15 protein-coding genes are annotated in these 18,529 nt (G+C 52.2%); 6 read left to right on the plus strand and 9 right to left on the minus strand.

The window, feature by feature from the left end; genetic code table 11:
* The first annotated feature begins 150 nt into the window (after positions 1 to 150).
* Positions 151 to 2,343, plus strand: a complete 2,193-nt coding sequence (locus FOA19_RS07580; RefSeq protein WP_149090134.1) for a prolyl oligopeptidase family serine peptidase — start codon at positions 151 to 153, stop codon at positions 2,341 to 2,343.
* 184 nt (positions 2,344 to 2,527) lie between these two features.
* On the plus strand, positions 2,528 to 3,373 hold the full coding sequence (locus tag FOA19_RS07585; RefSeq protein WP_149090135.1) for a LytR/AlgR family response regulator transcription factor: 846 nt from the start codon (positions 2,528 to 2,530) through the stop codon (positions 3,371 to 3,373).
* Positions 3,374 to 3,437: 64 nt separating this feature from the next.
* Here FOA19_RS07585 and FOA19_RS07590 read toward each other — a convergent pair whose 3' ends face one another.
* Together FOA19_RS07590 and FOA19_RS07595 are read right to left on the minus strand one after the other, a co-directional pair.
* Complete coding sequence (locus FOA19_RS07590; protein ID WP_149090136.1) at positions 3,438 to 4,136, minus strand: hypothetical protein; 699 nt, start codon at positions 4,134 to 4,136, stop codon at positions 3,438 to 3,440.
* A gap of 164 nt (positions 4,137 to 4,300) precedes the next feature.
* On the minus strand, positions 4,301 to 6,391 hold the full coding sequence (locus FOA19_RS07595; RefSeq protein ID WP_149090137.1) for an acylase: 2,091 nt from the start codon (positions 6,389 to 6,391) through the stop codon (positions 4,301 to 4,303).
* Between the two features lie 353 nt (positions 6,392 to 6,744).
* On the opposite strand from FOA19_RS07595, the gene FOA19_RS07600 reads away from it, so the two are divergent.
* Complete coding sequence (locus FOA19_RS07600; RefSeq protein ID WP_149090138.1) at positions 6,745 to 7,221, plus strand: GNAT family N-acetyltransferase; 477 nt, start codon at positions 6,745 to 6,747, stop codon at positions 7,219 to 7,221.
* 244 nt (positions 7,222 to 7,465) lie between these two features.
* On the opposite strand, the gene FOA19_RS07605 is transcribed toward FOA19_RS07600, so the two are convergent.
* Positions 7,466 to 7,771, minus strand: coding sequence for a DUF4286 family protein (locus tag FOA19_RS07605; protein WP_149090524.1), 306 nt, complete (start codon positions 7,769 to 7,771; stop codon positions 7,466 to 7,468).
* A 93-nt stretch (positions 7,772 to 7,864) separates the two neighbouring features.
* Here FOA19_RS07605 and FOA19_RS07610 point away from each other — a divergent pair, with 93 nt between their 5' ends.
* Positions 7,865 to 8,674 carry an energy transducer TonB gene (locus tag FOA19_RS07610; RefSeq protein WP_149090139.1) on the plus strand — a complete coding sequence of 270 codons (810 nt, stop codon included), beginning with the start codon at positions 7,865 to 7,867 and terminating at the stop codon, positions 8,672 to 8,674.
* Positions 8,675 to 8,717: 43 nt separating this feature from the next.
* Here FOA19_RS07610 and FOA19_RS07615 read toward each other — a convergent pair whose 3' ends face one another.
* A complete protein-coding gene (locus FOA19_RS07615; RefSeq protein WP_149090140.1) occupies positions 8,718 to 9,953 on the minus strand; it encodes an MFS transporter in 1,236 nt (411 codons plus the stop codon).
* A 204-nt stretch (positions 9,954 to 10,157) separates the two neighbouring features.
* Between FOA19_RS07615 and FOA19_RS07620 the strand changes: the two genes are divergently transcribed.
* A complete protein-coding gene (locus FOA19_RS07620) occupies positions 10,158 to 11,048 on the plus strand; it encodes a TraB/GumN family protein (RefSeq protein ID WP_149090141.1) in 891 nt (296 codons plus the stop codon).
* A gap of 157 nt (positions 11,049 to 11,205) precedes the next feature.
* On the opposite strand, the gene FOA19_RS07625 is transcribed toward FOA19_RS07620, so the two are convergent.
* The 3 genes from FOA19_RS07625 to FOA19_RS07635 form a co-directional block, all read right to left on the minus strand.
* Positions 11,206 to 11,763 (minus strand): hypothetical protein, encoded by a 558-nt coding sequence (locus tag FOA19_RS07625; protein WP_223808773.1) that lies wholly within the window; start codon positions 11,761 to 11,763, stop codon positions 11,206 to 11,208.
* A 37-nt stretch (positions 11,764 to 11,800) separates the two neighbouring features.
* Positions 11,801 to 14,119 (minus strand): TonB-dependent receptor, encoded by a 2,319-nt coding sequence (locus FOA19_RS07630; protein ID WP_149090142.1) that lies wholly within the window; start codon positions 14,117 to 14,119, stop codon positions 11,801 to 11,803.
* Positions 14,120 to 14,338: 219 nt separating this feature from the next.
* Positions 14,339 to 14,671, minus strand: coding sequence for a hypothetical protein (locus FOA19_RS07635; RefSeq protein WP_149090143.1), 333 nt, complete (start codon positions 14,669 to 14,671; stop codon positions 14,339 to 14,341).
* A gap of 424 nt (positions 14,672 to 15,095) precedes the next feature.
* Here FOA19_RS07635 and htpG point away from each other — a divergent pair, with 424 nt between their 5' ends.
* Positions 15,096 to 16,922, plus strand: a complete 1,827-nt coding sequence (htpG, locus tag FOA19_RS07640) for a molecular chaperone HtpG (RefSeq protein WP_149090144.1) — start codon at positions 15,096 to 15,098, stop codon at positions 16,920 to 16,922.
* A gap of 209 nt (positions 16,923 to 17,131) precedes the next feature.
* Here the strand turns inward: htpG and FOA19_RS07645 are convergent, their stop codons facing one another.
* Both FOA19_RS07645 and trxA read right to left on the minus strand, forming a co-directional pair.
* Positions 17,132 to 18,079: a hypothetical protein gene (locus tag FOA19_RS07645; RefSeq protein ID WP_149090145.1), complete on the minus strand. Its 948-nt coding sequence runs from the start codon at positions 18,077 to 18,079 to the stop codon at positions 17,132 to 17,134.
* Positions 18,080 to 18,197: 118 nt separating this feature from the next.
* Positions 18,198 to 18,518 carry a thioredoxin gene (gene trxA / locus FOA19_RS07650; RefSeq protein WP_149090146.1) on the minus strand — a complete coding sequence of 107 codons (321 nt, stop codon included), beginning with the start codon at positions 18,516 to 18,518 and terminating at the stop codon, positions 18,198 to 18,200.
* Positions 18,519 to 18,529 lie beyond the last annotated feature (11 nt).

An 18,529-nucleotide genomic window follows, 5' to 3' on the forward strand; every position in this document is an offset into this window, starting at 1 on the left:
TGCCAGGGTTTTCTGGATTCTGGCCTGCGGAATAACCCAGGAAAGGCTTCTGTTTCGTAAATCTGGAGGGGTCTGGATGCTTTCCATGGAATACTGTCCCGGAGCCGATGCCCTTTTGCTTTTCAATTGGTGAAACTAACACACATAAACATGAACAAATCCTTTACGTTTATCTGGGTTGCTGCTTTGGCGGCAATGACCGGCTGCAAAACCAGCACGCCTCCCGCTTCACCCTCCGCTGCCGCAAGCGCCACCGCGCCTGCGACCACCGCGGCAGCCAAATCCGTTAACCATATGTACCCGAAAACCGAAAAGATAAACCACCTAGACACGTACCACGGCACCCAGGTGCCAGACCCGTACCGCTGGCTTGAAGCCGATACTGCCCAGAACGTGGCCCAATGGGTAAAAGAGCAGAACGCCGTCACCTTTGATTACCTGGCCAAGATTCCGTTCCGGGAGCAGATTCAGAAGCGCCTGACCCAGCTCTGGAACTATCCCAAATACGGGGCTCCTTTCCGCGAGGGTGACTATTACTACTTCTACAAAAATGACGGGCTCCAGAACCAAAGCGTGCTCTACCGCCAGAAAGGCCTGAACGGCACGCCTGAGCTTTTCCTGGACCCCAACAAACTCTCTGAAGACGGTACCACCTCTTTGGGCAGCCTTGATTTCAGCAAAGACGCTAGATACGCCGTCTACACCACCTCCACCGGCGGTTCTGACTGGCGCGATGCCTACGTGCTGGATGTGACCACGGGCAAAAAGCTGGCTGATGAGCTGCACTGGATCAAGTTCTCGGGCACCAGCTGGTACAAAGACGGGTTCTTCTACAGCCGCTACGCAGAGCCCACGCAGGGTTCCAAAATGGCCAACAAGAACGAGTACCACAAAGTCTACTACCACAAAGTAGGCACGCCCCAGAGCCAGGACCAACTCATCTGGGAAGCCAAAGCTCACCCGCTCCGCCTCCTGTTCGCCAGCACCACTGAAGACGAGAAGTACCTCGTGCTCACCGCCTCAGAAGGCACCAGCAACAATTCTTTGTATGTGAAAGACCTCACCAAGAACAACAGCCCTATTGTGCCGTTGGTGGAAAGCTTTGAAAAAGAGTATGGCGTGGTGGAGAACATAGGCGACAAGCTTATTGTGCTCACAAACCAGGATGCGCCTAAGTACAGGCTCATCCAGATAGACCTGAAGAAACCGCAGCAAACCAACTGGAAAACGCTAGTGCCGCAAACCGATAATGTGCTGAACTACGCCTCGCTAATAGGCGGCCGGTTGGTTCTGAACTACATGAAAGATGCGGCTACCTTGGTGCGGGTGCACGATACCAGCGGCAAGTGGCTGCATGACGTGACCTTGCCTACGCTGGGCACCGCCGATGGCTTCACCGGAAAGAAGGAAGACAAAACCGTTTTCTACTCTTTCACCTCTTACACCTATCCTACCACCATCTACCAGTATGACGTGGCCTCCAACAAGTCCACCTTGTTCCGGAAGTCTGAGGTAGATGTGAACATGGAAGGCTACGAGACCAAGCAGGTGTTCTATACCAGCAAAGACGGCACCAAGGTGCCCATGTTCATCACCCACAAAAAAGGCTTGGTGCTGAACGGCAACAACCCCACGTATCTGTATGCCTACGGCGGATTCAACGCCTCCATGACCCCGGGCTTCAGCATCGCGCGTATGGTGTGGCTGGAAAACGGCGGCGTGTTTGCGGTGGCCAACATCAGAGGTGGCGGCGAGTACGGCGAGGCCTGGCACAAAGCGGGCATGACGCCCAACAAACAGAATGTCTTTGACGACTTCATTGCGGCCGCTGAGTACCTGAGAGACCAGAAATACACTTCTCCCCAGAAACTGGCCATTGCCGGTGGGTCTAACGGCGGATTGCTGATTGGCGCCGTGGTAAACCAACGGCCTGATCTCTTCAAAGTGGCGCTTCCGGCGGTAGGTGTGATGGACATGCTGCGGTTCCATAAGTTCACCATCGGGTGGGCGTGGGTGCCCGAGTATGGGTCATCGGATGACGCTGCGCAGTTCCAGAACCTCATGAAGTTCTCGCCCATCCACAACCTCAAGGAAGGTGTGAATTATCCGGCCACCCTGGTCACCACCGCCGATCATGACGACCGCGTGGTGCCGGCGCACTCGTTCAAGTACATTGCCACGCTGCAGGAGAAAGGTGCCGGTAACAACCCGTACCTCATCAGGGTAGACGTGAAAGCCGGGCACGGCGCCGGAAAATCCACCACCGCCCAGATTGCGGAAGCCGCTGATGTTTGGTCCTTTGTGTACTACAACATGGGCGTGAACCCGTACGCGGCGCAGTAACAGACTCACCCGTGATATAGCCAAAAGCCGATGTTTTCAGAAAGCATCGGCTTTTGTGCTTCTTTGGCCAAACCGGCCCGAAAACAGAACGCGATATCTGTATAAAAATGGAGCCAGGAGATGGTGTACTCGCTCACAGATTGCTATTTTTAATGGCCAATCAAATCCCTGTTGCCCAGCAATTATGGCCCGTTACCCTGACCTGAAAACCAGACTAGCCGTAGCCCCTGTCCTGGGCCTGTTGTTCAGGCACGTAGGGGAGCCGGCCTCCTTGATTGAATTGCTGCGGAACCCCGACTATTACGCTGACCTGAGCGTGTGCATCGTCTCCATGTGGTTGCTTTGGGAATACAACCACTGGGTCATCAAAAAGCTGGACAAGCGGTACTCCTGGCTTGAGGCACCCCTGGAGCGGGGGCTTCAGCAGATCTTGCTGGGCCTTGGAGTAACGGTGCTGTATGTCACGCTGGTCTCCTTTGTCTACAATGAGTTTATCATGAATGGGCATCGGGCAACGGTTTTCAATATCACGGTGGTGTTTGTGACCGATGTGCCCGTTTCTTTCCTCATCTTCCTGAGCCTGCATCTGGTGTACACGCTGCTGCGGGTGCAGCAAGAATACGAAGCCAAACTGCAGAACCTGCGGCAAACAGCGCCGGTTCCTGAGGCCAGACCAGAGGCCCCGGCCCGCAACATCATGGCGCAGCAGGGCAAAGCGCTGGTGCCGGTTCCCCTTTCAGAAGTGGCCTATCTCTACAAAGCCAAGGAACTCACCTTCCTGCGAACCTTCTCGGGGAAAGATTACCTGGTAGACGAGACGCTGGAGCACTTTGAGAACACCTTGCCCGCTGAATCGTTTTTCAGGCTGAACCGGCAGGTGCTGGCGCAGATGAGCGCCATCCAGAAGTTCACCTCAGACGGAGCCGGCAGACTGCTTATTTCTTTAGGTCCGCCGTTCAAGGAAGAAGTCTTTGTCAGCCGAAGAAGAACCCCGGAGTTCAACGGCTGGATGCGCGAAGTGGCGGTATAACCCAACCGTTAAATCCTGTATTGGGACCATTTTCGCGAAAACAGCCCCAATACAGCGCTAAGGCTCACGGTGCCAACTCCACATACTCCACGTACACGCCCAGCAGAATATGCCACAGCAGGTAATGCGATAACCTGATCAGCAGCGTGGCCAGAAAACCCGCCTTTTTAAGATAGAGTGCCTGCAGAAAGTTAAAGGCGAAACCCGAGCCAAAAGAGTACACGATAAACCACCAGGCCCCGTCGGGGAACTGCTCCAGCGGCTCGCGCAAGGCACTCAGCGTGGCGATGCCCCAGAAGGCTACGTGGGCATACTTTCCTCGCCAGATGATCTGCTCCAGCAGCAAGACCAGCGTGATGGGTACCAACCGGTAAAAGACCTCTACATACAGCGCGCCAGAGAAGTAAAGTCCTATGGAGTAAGGAAACGGCTGCAGAAAAGGCGGAAGCTCGGTGTACGGATCTGGGTGCAAAATCATCTTCACCACCAGGATGTCCAAAGCGCCAAACACCAGGCCAATGGCCACGGGCAGCCAGATTCTTTGCTTGCGGTTTACGGTGGGCTCCCAGATGTTGGGCAACCCAGCCTGAGGCTGTAGCCAGAGAAACGGCAACGCCAACATGAGCCAGCCAATGCCGTCCAGCCCTACCAGCCGGAGATTAGGGGTGTTCTGGGGAAAGCGCTGGCCCCAGAAGAACGTGAGTACTACCAGTAACAGGAAAAAGAAGAAGGTAAACAGGGATTTGGTTCTTTGCAGGTGCATGGGATAAAATTGAAAGAGGTTTAGTGCGGATTTTAGAGCGATGGATAAAGGCACAGGGCTCTCCGTTTCTGGCCTGTTTTCAGGAAAACAAGCCAGAAATAGGATCAGGAAGAACTTCTGGGTGGGGCTGTGATGGATTCAGCTCGCTTCTGTTGGCCGCTGAGTCACCGCTTGACAGATGGATTATTGGAAAGCACCTCTCTTTTCTCCATGTGTTTTAAAATCTCCTGCTTCTCCAGCAAAGCCGGCCGAAGCTTCTTCTCAGACAGGAGCTGGAGTTGGTCGCCACGGTGCTTGCTGCCGGGTTGGGTGGCGTTGCCGTAACTGAGCAAAACCTGGGCTTTCACCTTGTCCCCGAACTCCGTGATGGCCACGTACGAATCTCCGTGGAAGGCGTATTCTTTGTTGTCCTCACCGCTGTAGTAGTACATGGTCCGGAAGACGCCGTAGTGACTGTGCGCACCGTTGCCGGGCACGTTGTAATCACCTACCCTGAAGCGGTACACATCACCCCAGGCTACGTCCAGGGAGCCGTACTTTTTCTCTACTTCGTCTGCGGTGGTTACCAGGAGCGCTACTGCTTTCTGCGGGTCTTTGAGACCGTCTGGCGTGGTGAACGGCTGATCAGGGTTCCAGGGCGTAGTGAACATGTCCTCGCGCATCTTGTCAAACCAGCGGGCGAACAGGATGGCGCCTTTGCTGTTGGTCTCGGTCTTCTTGTCCCATTTCTGCAGCACGGCGGCGGCTCTTTGGGCTATGGGGTCAGGGTGTTTTTGCACTGCTTTGAGCAAATCATCCAGAAAACGGTCCGCCGATTCCATGCCGGTGTTCATCTTGTAGGCCACCAGTTCGTCAAAAGAGATAGAGGCATCGTCTTTGATCATGTTCACGGCGCGTTGCGGGCGCAAAGGTGTTTCCTGCGGCGCCATGTAGGGCGGGAAATCAGCGGGTTTGAGGGCTACGGGGTAGGTGCTGGTCCAGGGGGCGTCATTGGCGTTCTGCACAAAGCCGGTGCTGGGATTGAAGACTTTGGGCAGGTCTTCGTAGCGATGGTAGGAGTTCCAGATGTACTTGGAGGAGCGTCCGTCTACGGTGCCGTTCCAGAACGCCCAGTCACCCTCAGGGCGTTTGGGCACGTTGCCGTTGAACAGGTACAGGATGTTGCCGGTTTTATCGGCGTAGATGATGTTGAACAGCGGGTTCTGCAGCATTTTGACCGCTGATTCAAACTGCTGCCAGTTCTTGGCCTGCGCCATCTTGTGGTACTGCGTGCCCAACAAAGCGTTCTCCAGCCCAGCAATGCGTACGGCGTAGGCTTTGCCGTTCTTCTCTCCCACCACGGGGCCGTGCTTAGAGGCGGCGATGACCAGGTTCTCCGTTTTCACAGAGCCATCGGCTTGCCGAATCTTCAGCGGCACGGTTCTTTTCTCGAAGGCTTGTACTTTGCCATCCAGCAGGTAGCCGCCGTTCTGCAGTGTGAGTTCGTAGCGGTCCGAGGCATCAATGGTGTTCACGGTGTGCGTCCAACCCAAGTAGTCATTAAAAGCGATGTTCAGGATAGGCTGCCCTATCAGCGACACGCCATAAGCGTTGAACCCCGGTGCCGATAAATGCGCCTCAAAAAACACGAAGAAATCGTCCCAGGGCAGGTGCGGATTGGTCACCAGCATCGCTTTCTTAGACGCCGACCGGGAAGGCGCAATGGCGTAGGCGTTGGAACCGGGCGTGATCTCGCGCACGGCTGCCCGTATGTCATCGCTGCCCAGGAACTCCAGGCAGACCACGCGGGAACTGTGGGCCAGCACATCAGCAGGCGTAATGGGCAGCACTTGCTTTCTGGCCGGGTCAATCGCCTCTGGATGGGCCTGGGCATAGGCGTTCACTCCGCGCACGAAGGCATCTAAGTGCTGCTTGCCCTCGGGTGGTTGCTGGGCATACTGCTTTTTGGCCGTTTCGGGCAGGCTAAAGAGATGCACCTGCTTGTCGCCGTTAAGGTATTTCTCGCCCCAGTATTCTGCGGCTCGGCCCCGCGCCTGTCCGTAGAGTTCCAGCAATAGGTTGGCGTGGTTGTGCATCTGCGCCCACCCGAAGGCGTAGTACATCTCACTGGTGTTCTGGCCGTACACGTGCGGTACGCCGTAGTTATCCCAGATGATTTCAGTAGGCGCCTTTTGGGCCTGTACGTTGCTTAAAGTGGCGCAGAAAAAGAACGCCAGCCACACCGCCGCTTTGAAAGTTGTGCTTACCTGTTTCATGATGCCTGTAGATGGATTGGGTGCTTGTAGCCCCTTAAGTGTAAGATGTTTTAAGGCTTTATTTTTCATAGGGTTATGGATGTGTTTTGTTTTCAGGGAAAGATTTCTGCTTTCTGGGAAGGACAGTCGCTGGGGCGTTTGTCTGGGACAATAGTAAGGGGTTTGAGAACCAAAAACCGTCCTGATTAAGCGGATGGGACGTATTCTGGGGTGAGTGGTAGGGAATTGAAAGGTGAATGGCCGACGCTGTTGGGCGGAGAAAGAACGGAAAGCGGTAGCCGTGGCTTTTTGTTTGCGCCTGCGGAGGCGTAATTTGCGGGACCATCGGCCGATAGGCCCTTTAGAAAAGCATTATGAGTTTACCTGTATCTGTCCGTAGAGGAACCGAGGCCGATCTGCCCGGCGTGCATGCCCTGATTGTAGAACTGGCCGTGTACGAGAAAGCCCCCGATGAAGTCACCAACACCATAGAAGACATGCGCCGCGATGGCTTCGGGGGCAAGCCTATCTTTGAGTTCTATGTGGCGGAGTCTCCCGAGGAAGGCATTGTGGGCATCGCGCTGTACTACACCGCCTACTCTACCTGGAAAGGCAAGATGCTGTTTCTGGAAGACATTGTGGTGACCGAGCGGCACCGGAGAAAAGGCCTGGGCCGGTTGTTGTTCAATGCCGTGGTGCAGACGGCTAAAGAAGAGAACTACAAGCGCATGAAGTGGCAGGTGCTGGATTGGAACGAGCCCGCCATCACTTTCTACCGCAGCATTGGCGCCAACCTAGACGGCGAGTGGATCAACTGCAACCTAAGCCACGAGGAACTGCAGCGGTTCTAGTTTCTCCCCAGCCAAAAGCAACAGCTTGAGAAGCTCTGCGGCGTTTCGCAGGCGTTTTTGTAAAAACGGCCTTAAAGCAGCTGAAAAGAGGATTGTGGGTACTGGAAGCTCTCGGTAGCCTGAGAGCCGCCCAAAAAAAAACGCCCTGAAACCGAATAGTCGTTTTCAGGGCGTTTTTATGCAAACAGGCCTAAACAAGGTTCAGAAACACCGAGGTTCTTGGGACTAGTCTCTGTCCATCAGGCTATTCTATTACCTCCAGCACAGTCCGGAAAGACACGAACTGGCCGGGGTACTGGGCCTGCATTTTGGCCTGCATGTTTTGGTCGTGTTCGCGGTGGTATTCCAGCAGATCGTCCATGTGGCGGGCGTAGTACTGGATGGCGTACGTGGTGCCTCCGTTGTCTTCCTCCTCCATCACCTTGGCAATCTGGAACTTGACAAAGAAGGTAGTGGCCATCACCTCCGGAATATGGGTTTCCTGCATCCACTGGAGCCAGTCTGCGGCCACAGCGTTGTCTATGTTTACGGTCTCGTTGAAAAGAATCATCCTCAAAAATACTGCTTATCTTGCGATAACATACATCGGAGTACAAAAGGTGCCTTCCAAAGTCACCGCGCATTTAAGTCTATTTAAAATCTAATGAAGAAAGTTTTACTGGCCATGCTCCTATGGCTATGTGGCGCTGCCACTGGTTTTTGCCAAACAGACACTGTTATTTATCTGAACAGTAATTTTGCACCAGCCCCCAAGAACAAAGCCCTCTATTACAGAGTTGAACGCTACACAGACCTAGCTAAAATCCAGGGCTACAAACGTGATTTCTACCTTACAGGTGAGAAGTACCAAGAGGTGTATTTCAGTAAGATGGACTCAGTTAAGGAGGGGCCCAACACGGTATGGCACAAGAACGGGAAAGTAAAATCCGTGGACCATTATGTGCACAACAAACTGCAAGGGAAATCTGAGGGCTGGTTTGAAGACGGGGAGGTGCAGTATGAGTATAACTATGACAAAAACGAGCTGCATGGCGAGGTGAAGTCTTACCACGCTAACCGCCAGTTAAGACGTAAGGACCTGTTCTCTGAAGGTAAATTAGTAGAAGGGCACTGTTATGATGAAAACGGAACTGAAGTGCCTCATTATCCGCATTCGGTCATGCCCGAGTTCCCGGGTGGAATCCAGGCGATGTTCAAGTTTGTGGGGCAGTCTGTCAGAATTCCTTTCGGGATGCGTCTGGTGGGTGCCGAGGGCATTGCCTTGGTCAACTTTATCGTAGACAAATCTGGTAAAATATCTGAGGTGGAGGTGATAAGAGCCACCCATGAAAAGCTAGGCAAAGAATGTGTTAGGGTAGTAAAATCAATGCCCCGTTGGACGCCTGGTCAACAAGAAGGCGAGAAAGTAGCCGTGCGGTACACCATACCTATTAGAATAAAGCTTGCTGACTAAGCCTCTGTTTAGGGCCTGTTTTTCTCAAAACAGGCCCTAAATTTTATTCGGTGTAGTCCAGGTCTTTGTGGAAACTCTCGGGCAGGGTGCTGATGGAGATGAGCGCGATGATGATGGTGATGGCGCCCAGCAAACCGGCGGTGGTCAACAACCCCAGATCGTCTTGCAGGCTCTTGAAAGACAGCGTGAGCGCCACCACGGCCCCGCGCACGAAGTTGGGTACGGTAGTAGTGACGGTAGCCCTGATGTTGGTCCCGAACTGCTCTGCCGCGATGGTCACAAACACCGCCCAGTACCCACTCCCGAAGCCCAACGCCACACACAAGGCATAGAAGTACGCTTCACTGGCACCCTGCGCCAGCAGGAACAAGGCCACGATGCCTGAAAGCAGCAGCAAAAACAGCACCACCACCTTTTTGCGGCTGCGTAACTTCTGGCTCACTAGCCCGCTGGCCAGATCGCCCACTGTGAGTCCGAAATAGGAGAAACCGATACCTTTAGCCGCCGAGATGGCTGCTGTTATGCCTAAGGCCTGGCTGATCTCGGGCGAGAACGTGATGAGCACGCCAATCACAAACCAGATGGGCACGCCAATGAGAATGCATTTGAGGTATTTGAAGAAGCGCGTGCTGCTGGTGAACAAACTGAGGAAATTACCCCGGGCCACCTCCTGTTTCTGGGCCTTTTCAAACATGCCAGACTCATAGACCCCAATCCGGAGCAAGAGCAGCAGCAAGCCCAGCCCCCCGCCCACAAAGTAAGCCGTGCGCCAATGGAAGTACTCACCAATAACGCCGGCCAAAATAGCCCCTGAAATGCCCACCGAAGCCACAATGGTGGTACCGTAGCCCCGTTTTTCTTTGGGCAGCACCTCAGAAACCAAGGTAATGCCGGCGCCCAGTTCGCCCGCCAAACCTACCCCGGCAATGAACCTAAGCCAGGCATAAAGGCCTAAATCCGTCACAAAACCGTTGGCGATATTCGCGGCAGAATACAAGAAGATGGAGCCAAAAAGCACCGAAATACGCCCTCGCTTGTCGCCTAGTACACCCCAGAAGATTCCGCCCAGTAACATGCCTGTCATTTGCATATTTATGAGATGAACCCCCTCCTCCAGCAGTGCCGCAGGGCTGGTGACGCCTACCTCCTTCAAGCTCGCAATCCTTACAATACTAAAGAGGACAAGGTCATAGATGTCTACAAAGTAGCCTAGTGCTGCTACAATAACGGCCGTGTTTAACAGTTTACTACTTGTGACCGGGGAAGTGGTGGATTGCATAAAGGGAGCGCAGATTTTATGGGGTTAGGTGAATTTGTACTTTGTCTATAATTCTGTATACACGCCCTGCGGGCATAAAATATTTATCGACAGGAGGTTAGTTTTGGGCGGGTATTTTTCCGGTTTCATCGGAATATTGACAATGATCATATGTAGCTCTGAAAAAAAATTATACTTTTGTTAAAGTTCTGTAACCTTCTTTCTATGGGGACGTATAAACACGGCATTTTTTGGTTTTTCTTCGTAAGTCTTTTCTTTGGCGTTCTGCTTTTTCCTGAGAATGGAGCTTGCGCTACCCCTGGCACCCACAGCAACTCCCTGCTTTGGAAAGTAAGCGGAAAAGGAATAAAAACCTCCTACCTGTACGGAACCTTCCACTTAGTACCCAAAGATCAGTTTGTTCTGCCTAGTAAGGTAAAACAAAAAATGATAAAGTCCGAGACCGTGGTCTTTGAAGTAGACTTGGACAGCCCCAAGCTAAGCCGCCTCATCTCTAAGTCTATGCGCATGAGCCAGCCGCTGGAGTCTCTGATGACAGCACAGGAATACAACCTGCTCACCAGCTTCGTGAAAGATACCTTGGAGCGCAGCATGCAACAGTTCCGCTACATTAAGCCCGGCTTCCTGGGTCAGTTGCTCCTCTACCCTAAACTGTTAGGCTACAGCCCAGAATCGTATGACTTGGCCCTGCTGGACCTGGCCAAAAAGTGGCACAAAAACGTGTATGTGCTGGAAACCCCCGAAGAGCAGGTAGCGCTTTTTGACCAGTCTACCCTGGAAGACCAGACTTCGCAGTTACTCAACAACGTAAAGCAGTTTGACAAGCAGCGCAAGCTCATGAAAAGCATGCTGTCACTGTACCAGCAAGAAGACCTCAACGGATTGTATAACCTGATTACCTCGCAGGAAGATGCAGCCAAGTCTAACGACATGCTGCTGGATGAGCGTAACCACAAATGGATGGCTCCTATGGTAGATATGATGCAGAAAAGCTCTTCTTTTGTAGCTGTAGGCGCCGCCCACCTAGCCGGCGAAGAAGGACTCATCCAATTATTGCGTGCCCAAGGCTACAAAGTAGAGCCAGTACTGGACTAATATTCAAAATAGATCTATCTAAACCCTAAGAAGGCCCGTCTCAGTTACATGAGGCGGGCCTTTCTGTTGATGCGTTTACGGCACGTTTTTAGAAAATAGGCTTAAAAAGAAAAGCCCCGGCTTACACCGAGGCCTTTCTTAGTGCTTGGGTTTATCTTTATTGGATAGTAATCGGGAAACTTACCTCTACATCTGTCTCGCCAGTATTGACAGTGCTGGTAGCGCTTTTCTGGCCGGGTTGATGCTTGAGTACCACTTTCAGCGTGCCTGCAGAGGCGGCTCCAGTAGTCGCTAGGTTGTTGATACCCATCGGCAGGTTATTCTTGTCAGCATCATTGTAAGTCACCGTCAAGTTAAGACCTGAAGATGGAACATAGAAGAACTGGTGCTCATCACCTTCTTCCTCTACTTCCTCCGTAATCTCTCCCACCGGGGTTTTTGACTCATCCAGAACCGTTACAGACAAGGCATAATTTGTATTAGGGTTCAATTGAACTGGGGTAATAGTAGGAGCCTGTCCACCGGGACCGTCTATGTCACGGTAAGTGGCTGTTGGAATATTGCCAGCTGCATTTATAGGGTTGAAATAAAGCTGCACCGTGGTGATCAGTTCTTCCTCATTAGTAGGAATCGGGTCTTCGTCATTGCTGCACGAAGTCATGAACACAGAAGCGGTAAACAATATGGCGAGGGATGGTTTCAAAAATACTTTCATGGGGATTTTAAATCTTAAGTCTAATGAAAAAATCAGGTTAGAAATTCAGCGGGATGCTCACCCGCAGGGTAATGGACCGGCCTATTTCATCGGCATAATACCGGAAACGGTTCAGGTAATCACGATAAGCGGTGTTCAGGAGATTGCGGCCGATTAAGCCCACCTCAATCTGCTGTTTACCTAGCTGAAGGGTAGTACCAGCTTCAGCGTTCAGCAGGAAGTAACCAGCTGGTGGCATGGCGTAATCTCGGGCCAGGTAATTGGCTGGGATGTGGCGCTGCCGAGGCACGGCCAGTCCGCTGATGGATATAAAGTTTTGCGCAAATACTCCCTGGGCTCCCAACCGCTCTACCGAGTAGCGCAGGCTGTTCTCGTAGCGGTCACTAGGAATCCAGATCAGGTACTCATCGGCGGATTGGTTGTAAGCCCGCACCAGCGAGGCCTTCGTGGCGAACAGCAGGTGATCGGTCAACTGGTAAGACGCACTTACATCTACCCCCGAGAACGTGGCATTGGTTTGCTTCTGACGGGCCGTCAGGAAGGCGCCTCTGATGGTGAGTGTAGGTACCGTATCGGGTTCCTGGTAGATGTAATTGTCTATGAGGTTGTGGTACACACTAATCTCACCGTTCAGGCGCTTATTCTGCACGTACGCCAGCGTAGCCATGAAATTGTAGGCCCGCTCCACGCCTAGATTCGCATTGCCGTACTCATAGGTGCCCGTACCGTGGTGGATGCCGTTGCTGTACAACTCACTGGTGGTAGGTGAACGCCAGGCCGTGGAGGCATTCAGGTTCAGGTCCAGGTGCGGCCCGAAGTGGTAGATGGCGCCCAACGTACCAGACAAGTTCTGGAACCGGTGCGTAGGCGTGAGCAGCTCATTGTCCAACTCAGACTGACCGGTTCTCTCCGGGGTGTCTTTGCGGTACAACTTGGCCTGCAGGTAGCGGTAATCGTACCGGAGACCTGCTTCCACGTGCCACTTGCCTTTCTCCCAGTTTTCAATCCAGAACAAGCCACCGGTATGACTCTGGTAAAAGGGCACAAAGAAACGTCCCTCGTAGCGGTTGAACTGGTACTGGTACGTGGCCCCAATGCTTCCTTTCAGATTCCAGATGAGCGGATGCTCCCAAACGGCTTCGCTGCTGTGCGTAGTGATCTCAAACCTTAAGCCTGGAGTGCTTTGGTCACCGTGTGCGTCATACTCCTCACGCTGGTTGTACTGCCGGGCGTAGGTGAAGAGCAATCGGCTGGCCGATCCGGTGCGGTAGAACCCATGCAGGCGCATCAAATCATGCGTCACGTTCTGGTACGGCACCCCGATGTCATAGGTGAAAGCGGCCTCCGGCTCCGGGCGTTCCCGCTGCAACGCATTGCGGATATCGGTGAGGTTACCCACGTGCGAGGCCGAGAACACACCTAGCTTGGTGTCAAATCGGCTGAAAAAGGCATCTACCCCAAACTTCTCCCGCGTGTAACCGGCGGCGGCCGAGAAGTTCTGCTCCTGGTAACCGGTGTTGGCCAAGTAATAGTCTGGGGTTTTGCTGTTGCCGGCCTTTTTGAGCGTGCCTTGCAGGCGCCAGCTCAGCGACGGGATGCCCGCCGGATTGCTTTCCACCATACCCGACACCACACCTTGACGGTTATGGCTCACGCCCACCAGATTCAGCTCGGCACTGGTGCCGGCGGAGTCTCTCAAGGCTTTAGGTTCCACCAGGATCACGCCGCCGATGGCATCGGCGCCGTAGCGCACGCCGGCGGCCCCTTTCACCACGGTCAGTGCAGAAGCCACAAACGGGTCAATCTCGGGCGCGTGTTCAGAACCCCACTGTTGGGCCTCGTGGCGCACGCCGTTGTTCATGACCAGCACGCGGTTGCTGTGCATGCCGTGGATCACGGGTTTGGCAATGCTGGGTCCGGTCTGGATGCTGGTCAGCCCCGTCATCCGTTCCAGTGACTGGGCCAATGACTGGCCATGCGTCTGCCGCAACTCCTGCCCGCTTAAGTGGCTGGTGGCCTGAGGAATCTGCTCCCGCTGTTTGGCAATCCGGACCTCCACAGAGTGCAGTTGGAGGGCATCCGGGTGCAGCCGGAAGTTGATCACCTCCGGGGCTCGAACGAATTTCTCCAGCCGTTCTGGGTTGTAGCCAAGGTAAGACACTGCCAACCGGTACGTGCCGGGGCAGAGATCATGGAAATGGTAATGGCCGTTGGCATCGGTGATGCTGGTGTGCGGGGTGCCTTCCAAAACCACGGTGGCACCTATCAAAGGGCTGCGGTCTTCATGGTCGGTGACTTTGCCGGAAAGCGTGATGCCGCAGTCTGCATCGGCAGGAGCATCTTTTCCGGGAGTCATAGGACCATCCTGTGCAAGGACATTGACAGACGCCAGGCCAATACACAGCAGAAGCAGCACCAAATAGTTTACATATTTGCGCAACTCAGTAAGAAAAAAAATGGGAAAAGGAGGAGCGTCCTCCAAACCGCCTTCAAGCGCAGGGTATTTCTGGCCTGTTTTTACAAAAATCAGCTGAAAACAGCGTGACTTGGCAAGCCTGCCTTAAAGGAAAAAGAATTAACTGAGCGGGGCCACAGGCGGGCCGCGCGGAGAAGCGGTATGCGGATAGCTGAACTTCCAGATAAAGGCGTAGCCATCCTGGTAACTGTCTATCAGAGGAATGGGAGCGGTAAACGCCACTATAGTCTCTGAGGGGTGAAAAGGCGTATTGAACAACTCGGCTGTAGGACAGTGCGTGTGCTTGTTGTCAATGTGCGGCCGGTTCTCATCGTGGGGTTTGTCTTCTGAGTGCGCGTGGGCGTGCAGAGCCACCAGTACCTTTTCAGGCACCATCACCCGCATGAACAGCAGGAGCAGGAGGTAGGCACTTATGGTTCTAAGACAACGCACTTCAAAGGGGCTTACGAGCAAATATAGGTCCTAAAAATAATATTTCTGCAGCAAACGTCAGACAAGCAGAAAGAACGGCAGCTTTCAGCTATTGAAACGAGGAGGTGCGAGCTTATGTTTTTAGGCTGTTTCTCAGAAACTGGGCCATAAATGGGAAATGCTTTGTCTTCACAGAACTGCAAGCTCGCGCCAGCGGAGCGGAGGCCTGTTTTCAAGCGGTTTATCAGAAAACGGGCGGTAAACGGCCAGTTCGGCTAAAGGTAAGTTTATCTATGGCTGCTCGCCATAGAGGTAAAACAACCTCCTGTTTGCTTTCTTTTGACAAATATTCTGCCATCCTGTCACTTTTGGTTTAGGTGGAACAGCTTTTGCCAAGCCTCTTCAAAACTGCAACCCACAACATTTTTTACATAGATAGAAGGAAATGGAAGAAAAAGGCACGATTTCGATTCACACCGAGAACATTTTCCCCATCATCAAGAAGTTCTTGTACTCAGACCACGAGATTTTCTTGCGTGAGTTGGTGTCCAACGCCGTGGATGCGAGCCAGAAAGCCAAAAGCCTCTCCAGCATCGGGGAGCTGAAAGGCGACCTGGGCGAGCTGAAGGTGACCGTGAAGGTAGACAAAGAGAAAAAGCAGATCATCATCTCGGACAACGGGATAGGAATGACCGCCGAGGAGATCAAGAAATACATCAACCAGATCGCGTTCTCCGGCGCCACTGAGTTTGTGGAGCGCTACAAAGACTCCAATGCCGACAAAAGCCAGATCATCGGGCAGTTCGGTTTAGGGTTCTACTCGGCGTTTATGGTGGCCGGCACTGTAGAAATTGACACCTTGTCACACCAGGACGGCGCCGAGGCAGCGCACTGGATCTGCGACGGTTCTACCGAGTTCTCTATCACCAACGGAACCCGCACTGAGCGCGGTACTGATGTGATCTTGAACATCGCCGAAGATTCTGAGGAGTTCCTGGAGGAAGCCCGCTTGCAAACCATCCTGAACAAATACTGCAAGTTCCTGCCCATTCCGGTAGAGTTCAATGGTGAGACCATCAACAACCCGAACCCGATCTGGACCAAGTCTCCGTCTGAACTGACAGATGAAGATTACAAGAACTTCTACAAAGAACTGTATCCGTTCTCAGAAGACCCCTTGTTCTGGATTCACCTCAACGTGGACTATCCGTTCAACCTGACTGGTATCCTGTACTTCCCTAAGGTGAAGAATGAGTTCGATTTCCAGAAAAACAAAATCCAGCTATACAGCCGCCAGGTGTTCATCACCGATGAGGTGAAAGACGTGGTACCGGAGTTCCTGATGCTGCTGCACGGCGTGATCGACTCCCCGGACATTCCGTTGAACGTGAGCCGCTCTTTCTTGCAAGCCGATGCGAACGTGAAGAAAATCAACACCTACATTACCCGTAAGGTGGCCGATAAACTGAACGAAATCTACAAGAAAGACCGCACTGCCTACGAAGAGAAGTGGAACGACATTGCGGTGTTCGTGAAGTACGGCATGCTCTCCGATGACAAGTTCTACGAGAAAGCCAAAGACTTTACCCTGCTGCAAAGCACCGACGAGAAATTCTACACCCTGGAAGAGTACCGCAACTACGTACAGGCGAACCAAACCGACAAAGACGGCAACTTGGTCATCTTGTATACTACAGATCCTGAGAAGCAGCACGCTTTCATTGAAACCGCCAAGAACCGCAACTACGATGTGGTGAAACTGGACACCATGATTGACCCGCACTTCATTGGTCAGTTAGAGCAGAAACTGGAGAAAACAACGCTGAAACGCGTAGACGCCGACACCATTGACAAGCTCATCCAGACCAATGCCAAGCCTGAAAGCGTGCTGTCTGAAGACGAGACCACCCGTTTAAAGGAGCTTTTCGAGAAAGCGATCGCAAACCAGAACATGACCGTAGGCGTGGAAGCCCTCAGCACCGATGACCAACCGGTGATCATCACCCTGCCCGAGTTCATGCGCCGCATGAAAGACATGAACCGCATGGGCGGCGGTGGCATGATGATGATGGGCAACCTACCCGACATGTACAACGTGACCATCAACGCCAACCACCCTATCAACCACCGCATCCTCAAGCACAATGACGAGCGCGGCGAGAAGATAGCCAAACAGGCCTATGACCTGGCGTTGCTGTCACAAAACATGCTTTCGGGTGCTGCCTTAACGGCCTTCGTGAAACGCAGCGTAGAGTTGATTGACAAAGAATAGCCTGCTGTTTTAAAGCAATTTTTACCAAAAGAGCCCGGAAACGTAAGTTTTCGGGCTCTTTTGATTTTAGGCGTTTTCTGAAATAAAAGCCATCCTACTTTTGTCATTCTGGAAGAATCTTGTGGGCAAACGGCAGTAGCGGTTGAGTAAATGCTTCTCAAGCTTGCTTACAAGGTCCTTTCAGGATGACAAAGTAAAAACTACAGTTTCTAATAGGGACATCCTTCTTTTGACCAAGTGAAGATTAACTCCTTTCTACGGTATTGTGCTAGCAACTTTTGGGCAGTGGTTTTATCGCCTTTCTTTAACTCCTGAAAATAAGGTTTTACCAGTTTGTTCGCTTCAGAAGTTGGAGCCAGTTTATTTAACCTAGTATAAGCAGAAGCATAATATTGATTAATCTTCGTGCTATCCGCCATATCCATTATGGGTGTGTTGTCCATTCCTTCCAAAAAGTAGGTAAGGTATTCTTTTAGTTTTTTTTTGCCCTGCCCGCGCATCACAAAGCTTGGGTTCTCCTTCATAAAATTCTCCCACCAAAGAATGCGGTTTACAAATTCTGTCTCCGTAATAAATATTCCTCCATCAGTATTGAAACCATCTTCGTTTTCTTCCTCCACTTGAACCAGATATTCCTTCATGATAGGGCTAACAAAGGGATAAAAGTGGCGAGTTATAAAAGTTCGGTTTTGCTTGAGATAAGTTCCACCCTCTTGGTAGTCAACCGAAAACCCGTTCGTGTTCATAAGGTTACTGTATTCTTGCAGCTTCTTGGGGATAGGTTCTTCTGTGTCTGACACTAAAGGCATAAAATAGTCTGATGTGTCTCTGTAATGGACTTCGTTGAGTTTGTCATTTGTCCGCTGATAAAATTCTTCAAACAGCACATAACCAGAGTCTGCTACTGAAGTGGGTTGGCCTTTGAACAAAGAGGCGTATTTGTCTGCAGCCTTCGTCATGCTGGCAACGTCTCCGCTATCCAGTTTGGTCAAAAACTGTTCATATTCGACTACCAGAGAACTTTCAGGCTTGCTTTCTTTATCAAGAAGTTGGGCTGGTGCCTTTGCATCTTGACTGGTGGGAGGAGAATCAGTCTTTTGTTGGCAAGTCACCATTAGAAGCAAAACGCATGCAGCCAAATAGGTCAATCCTCTCATAGGGTTAGAAGCTGGAAAGTGGTTGAGACTAAAGTAACGGTTTTAAAGCAGTTTTTACCAAAAGAGGCCGGAAACGTACGTTCCCGGCCTCTTTGCTTTTAGGGTCCTTGAATACCTATTACAAATGCGCCGTCAGCTTTTGCTCCAGCACCTTTTTGGGTACAGCGCCTACTTGCTTCTCTACCACCTGCCCGTTCTTGATGACCAGTACGGTAGGCATGCTCCTGATGCCGTATTTTGCGGAGATGATGGGGTTGTTATCCACGTCCAGCTTCCCGATGATGGCTTTGCCCTCGTATTCCTGCGCCAGTTCTTCTACCAACGGACCGATCATCCGGCAAGGACCGCACCACTCGGCCCAGAAATCTACCAACACGGGTTTATCGGATTGAAGGAACTCCTCAAAGGTGGTGTCTGAGAAATGAACTGCTTTTGTCATGTTGCTTTCGT

Source organism: Rufibacter hautae (assembly GCF_008271695.1).
GTDB lineage: Bacteria > Bacteroidota > Bacteroidia > Cytophagales > Hymenobacteraceae > Nibribacter > Nibribacter hautae.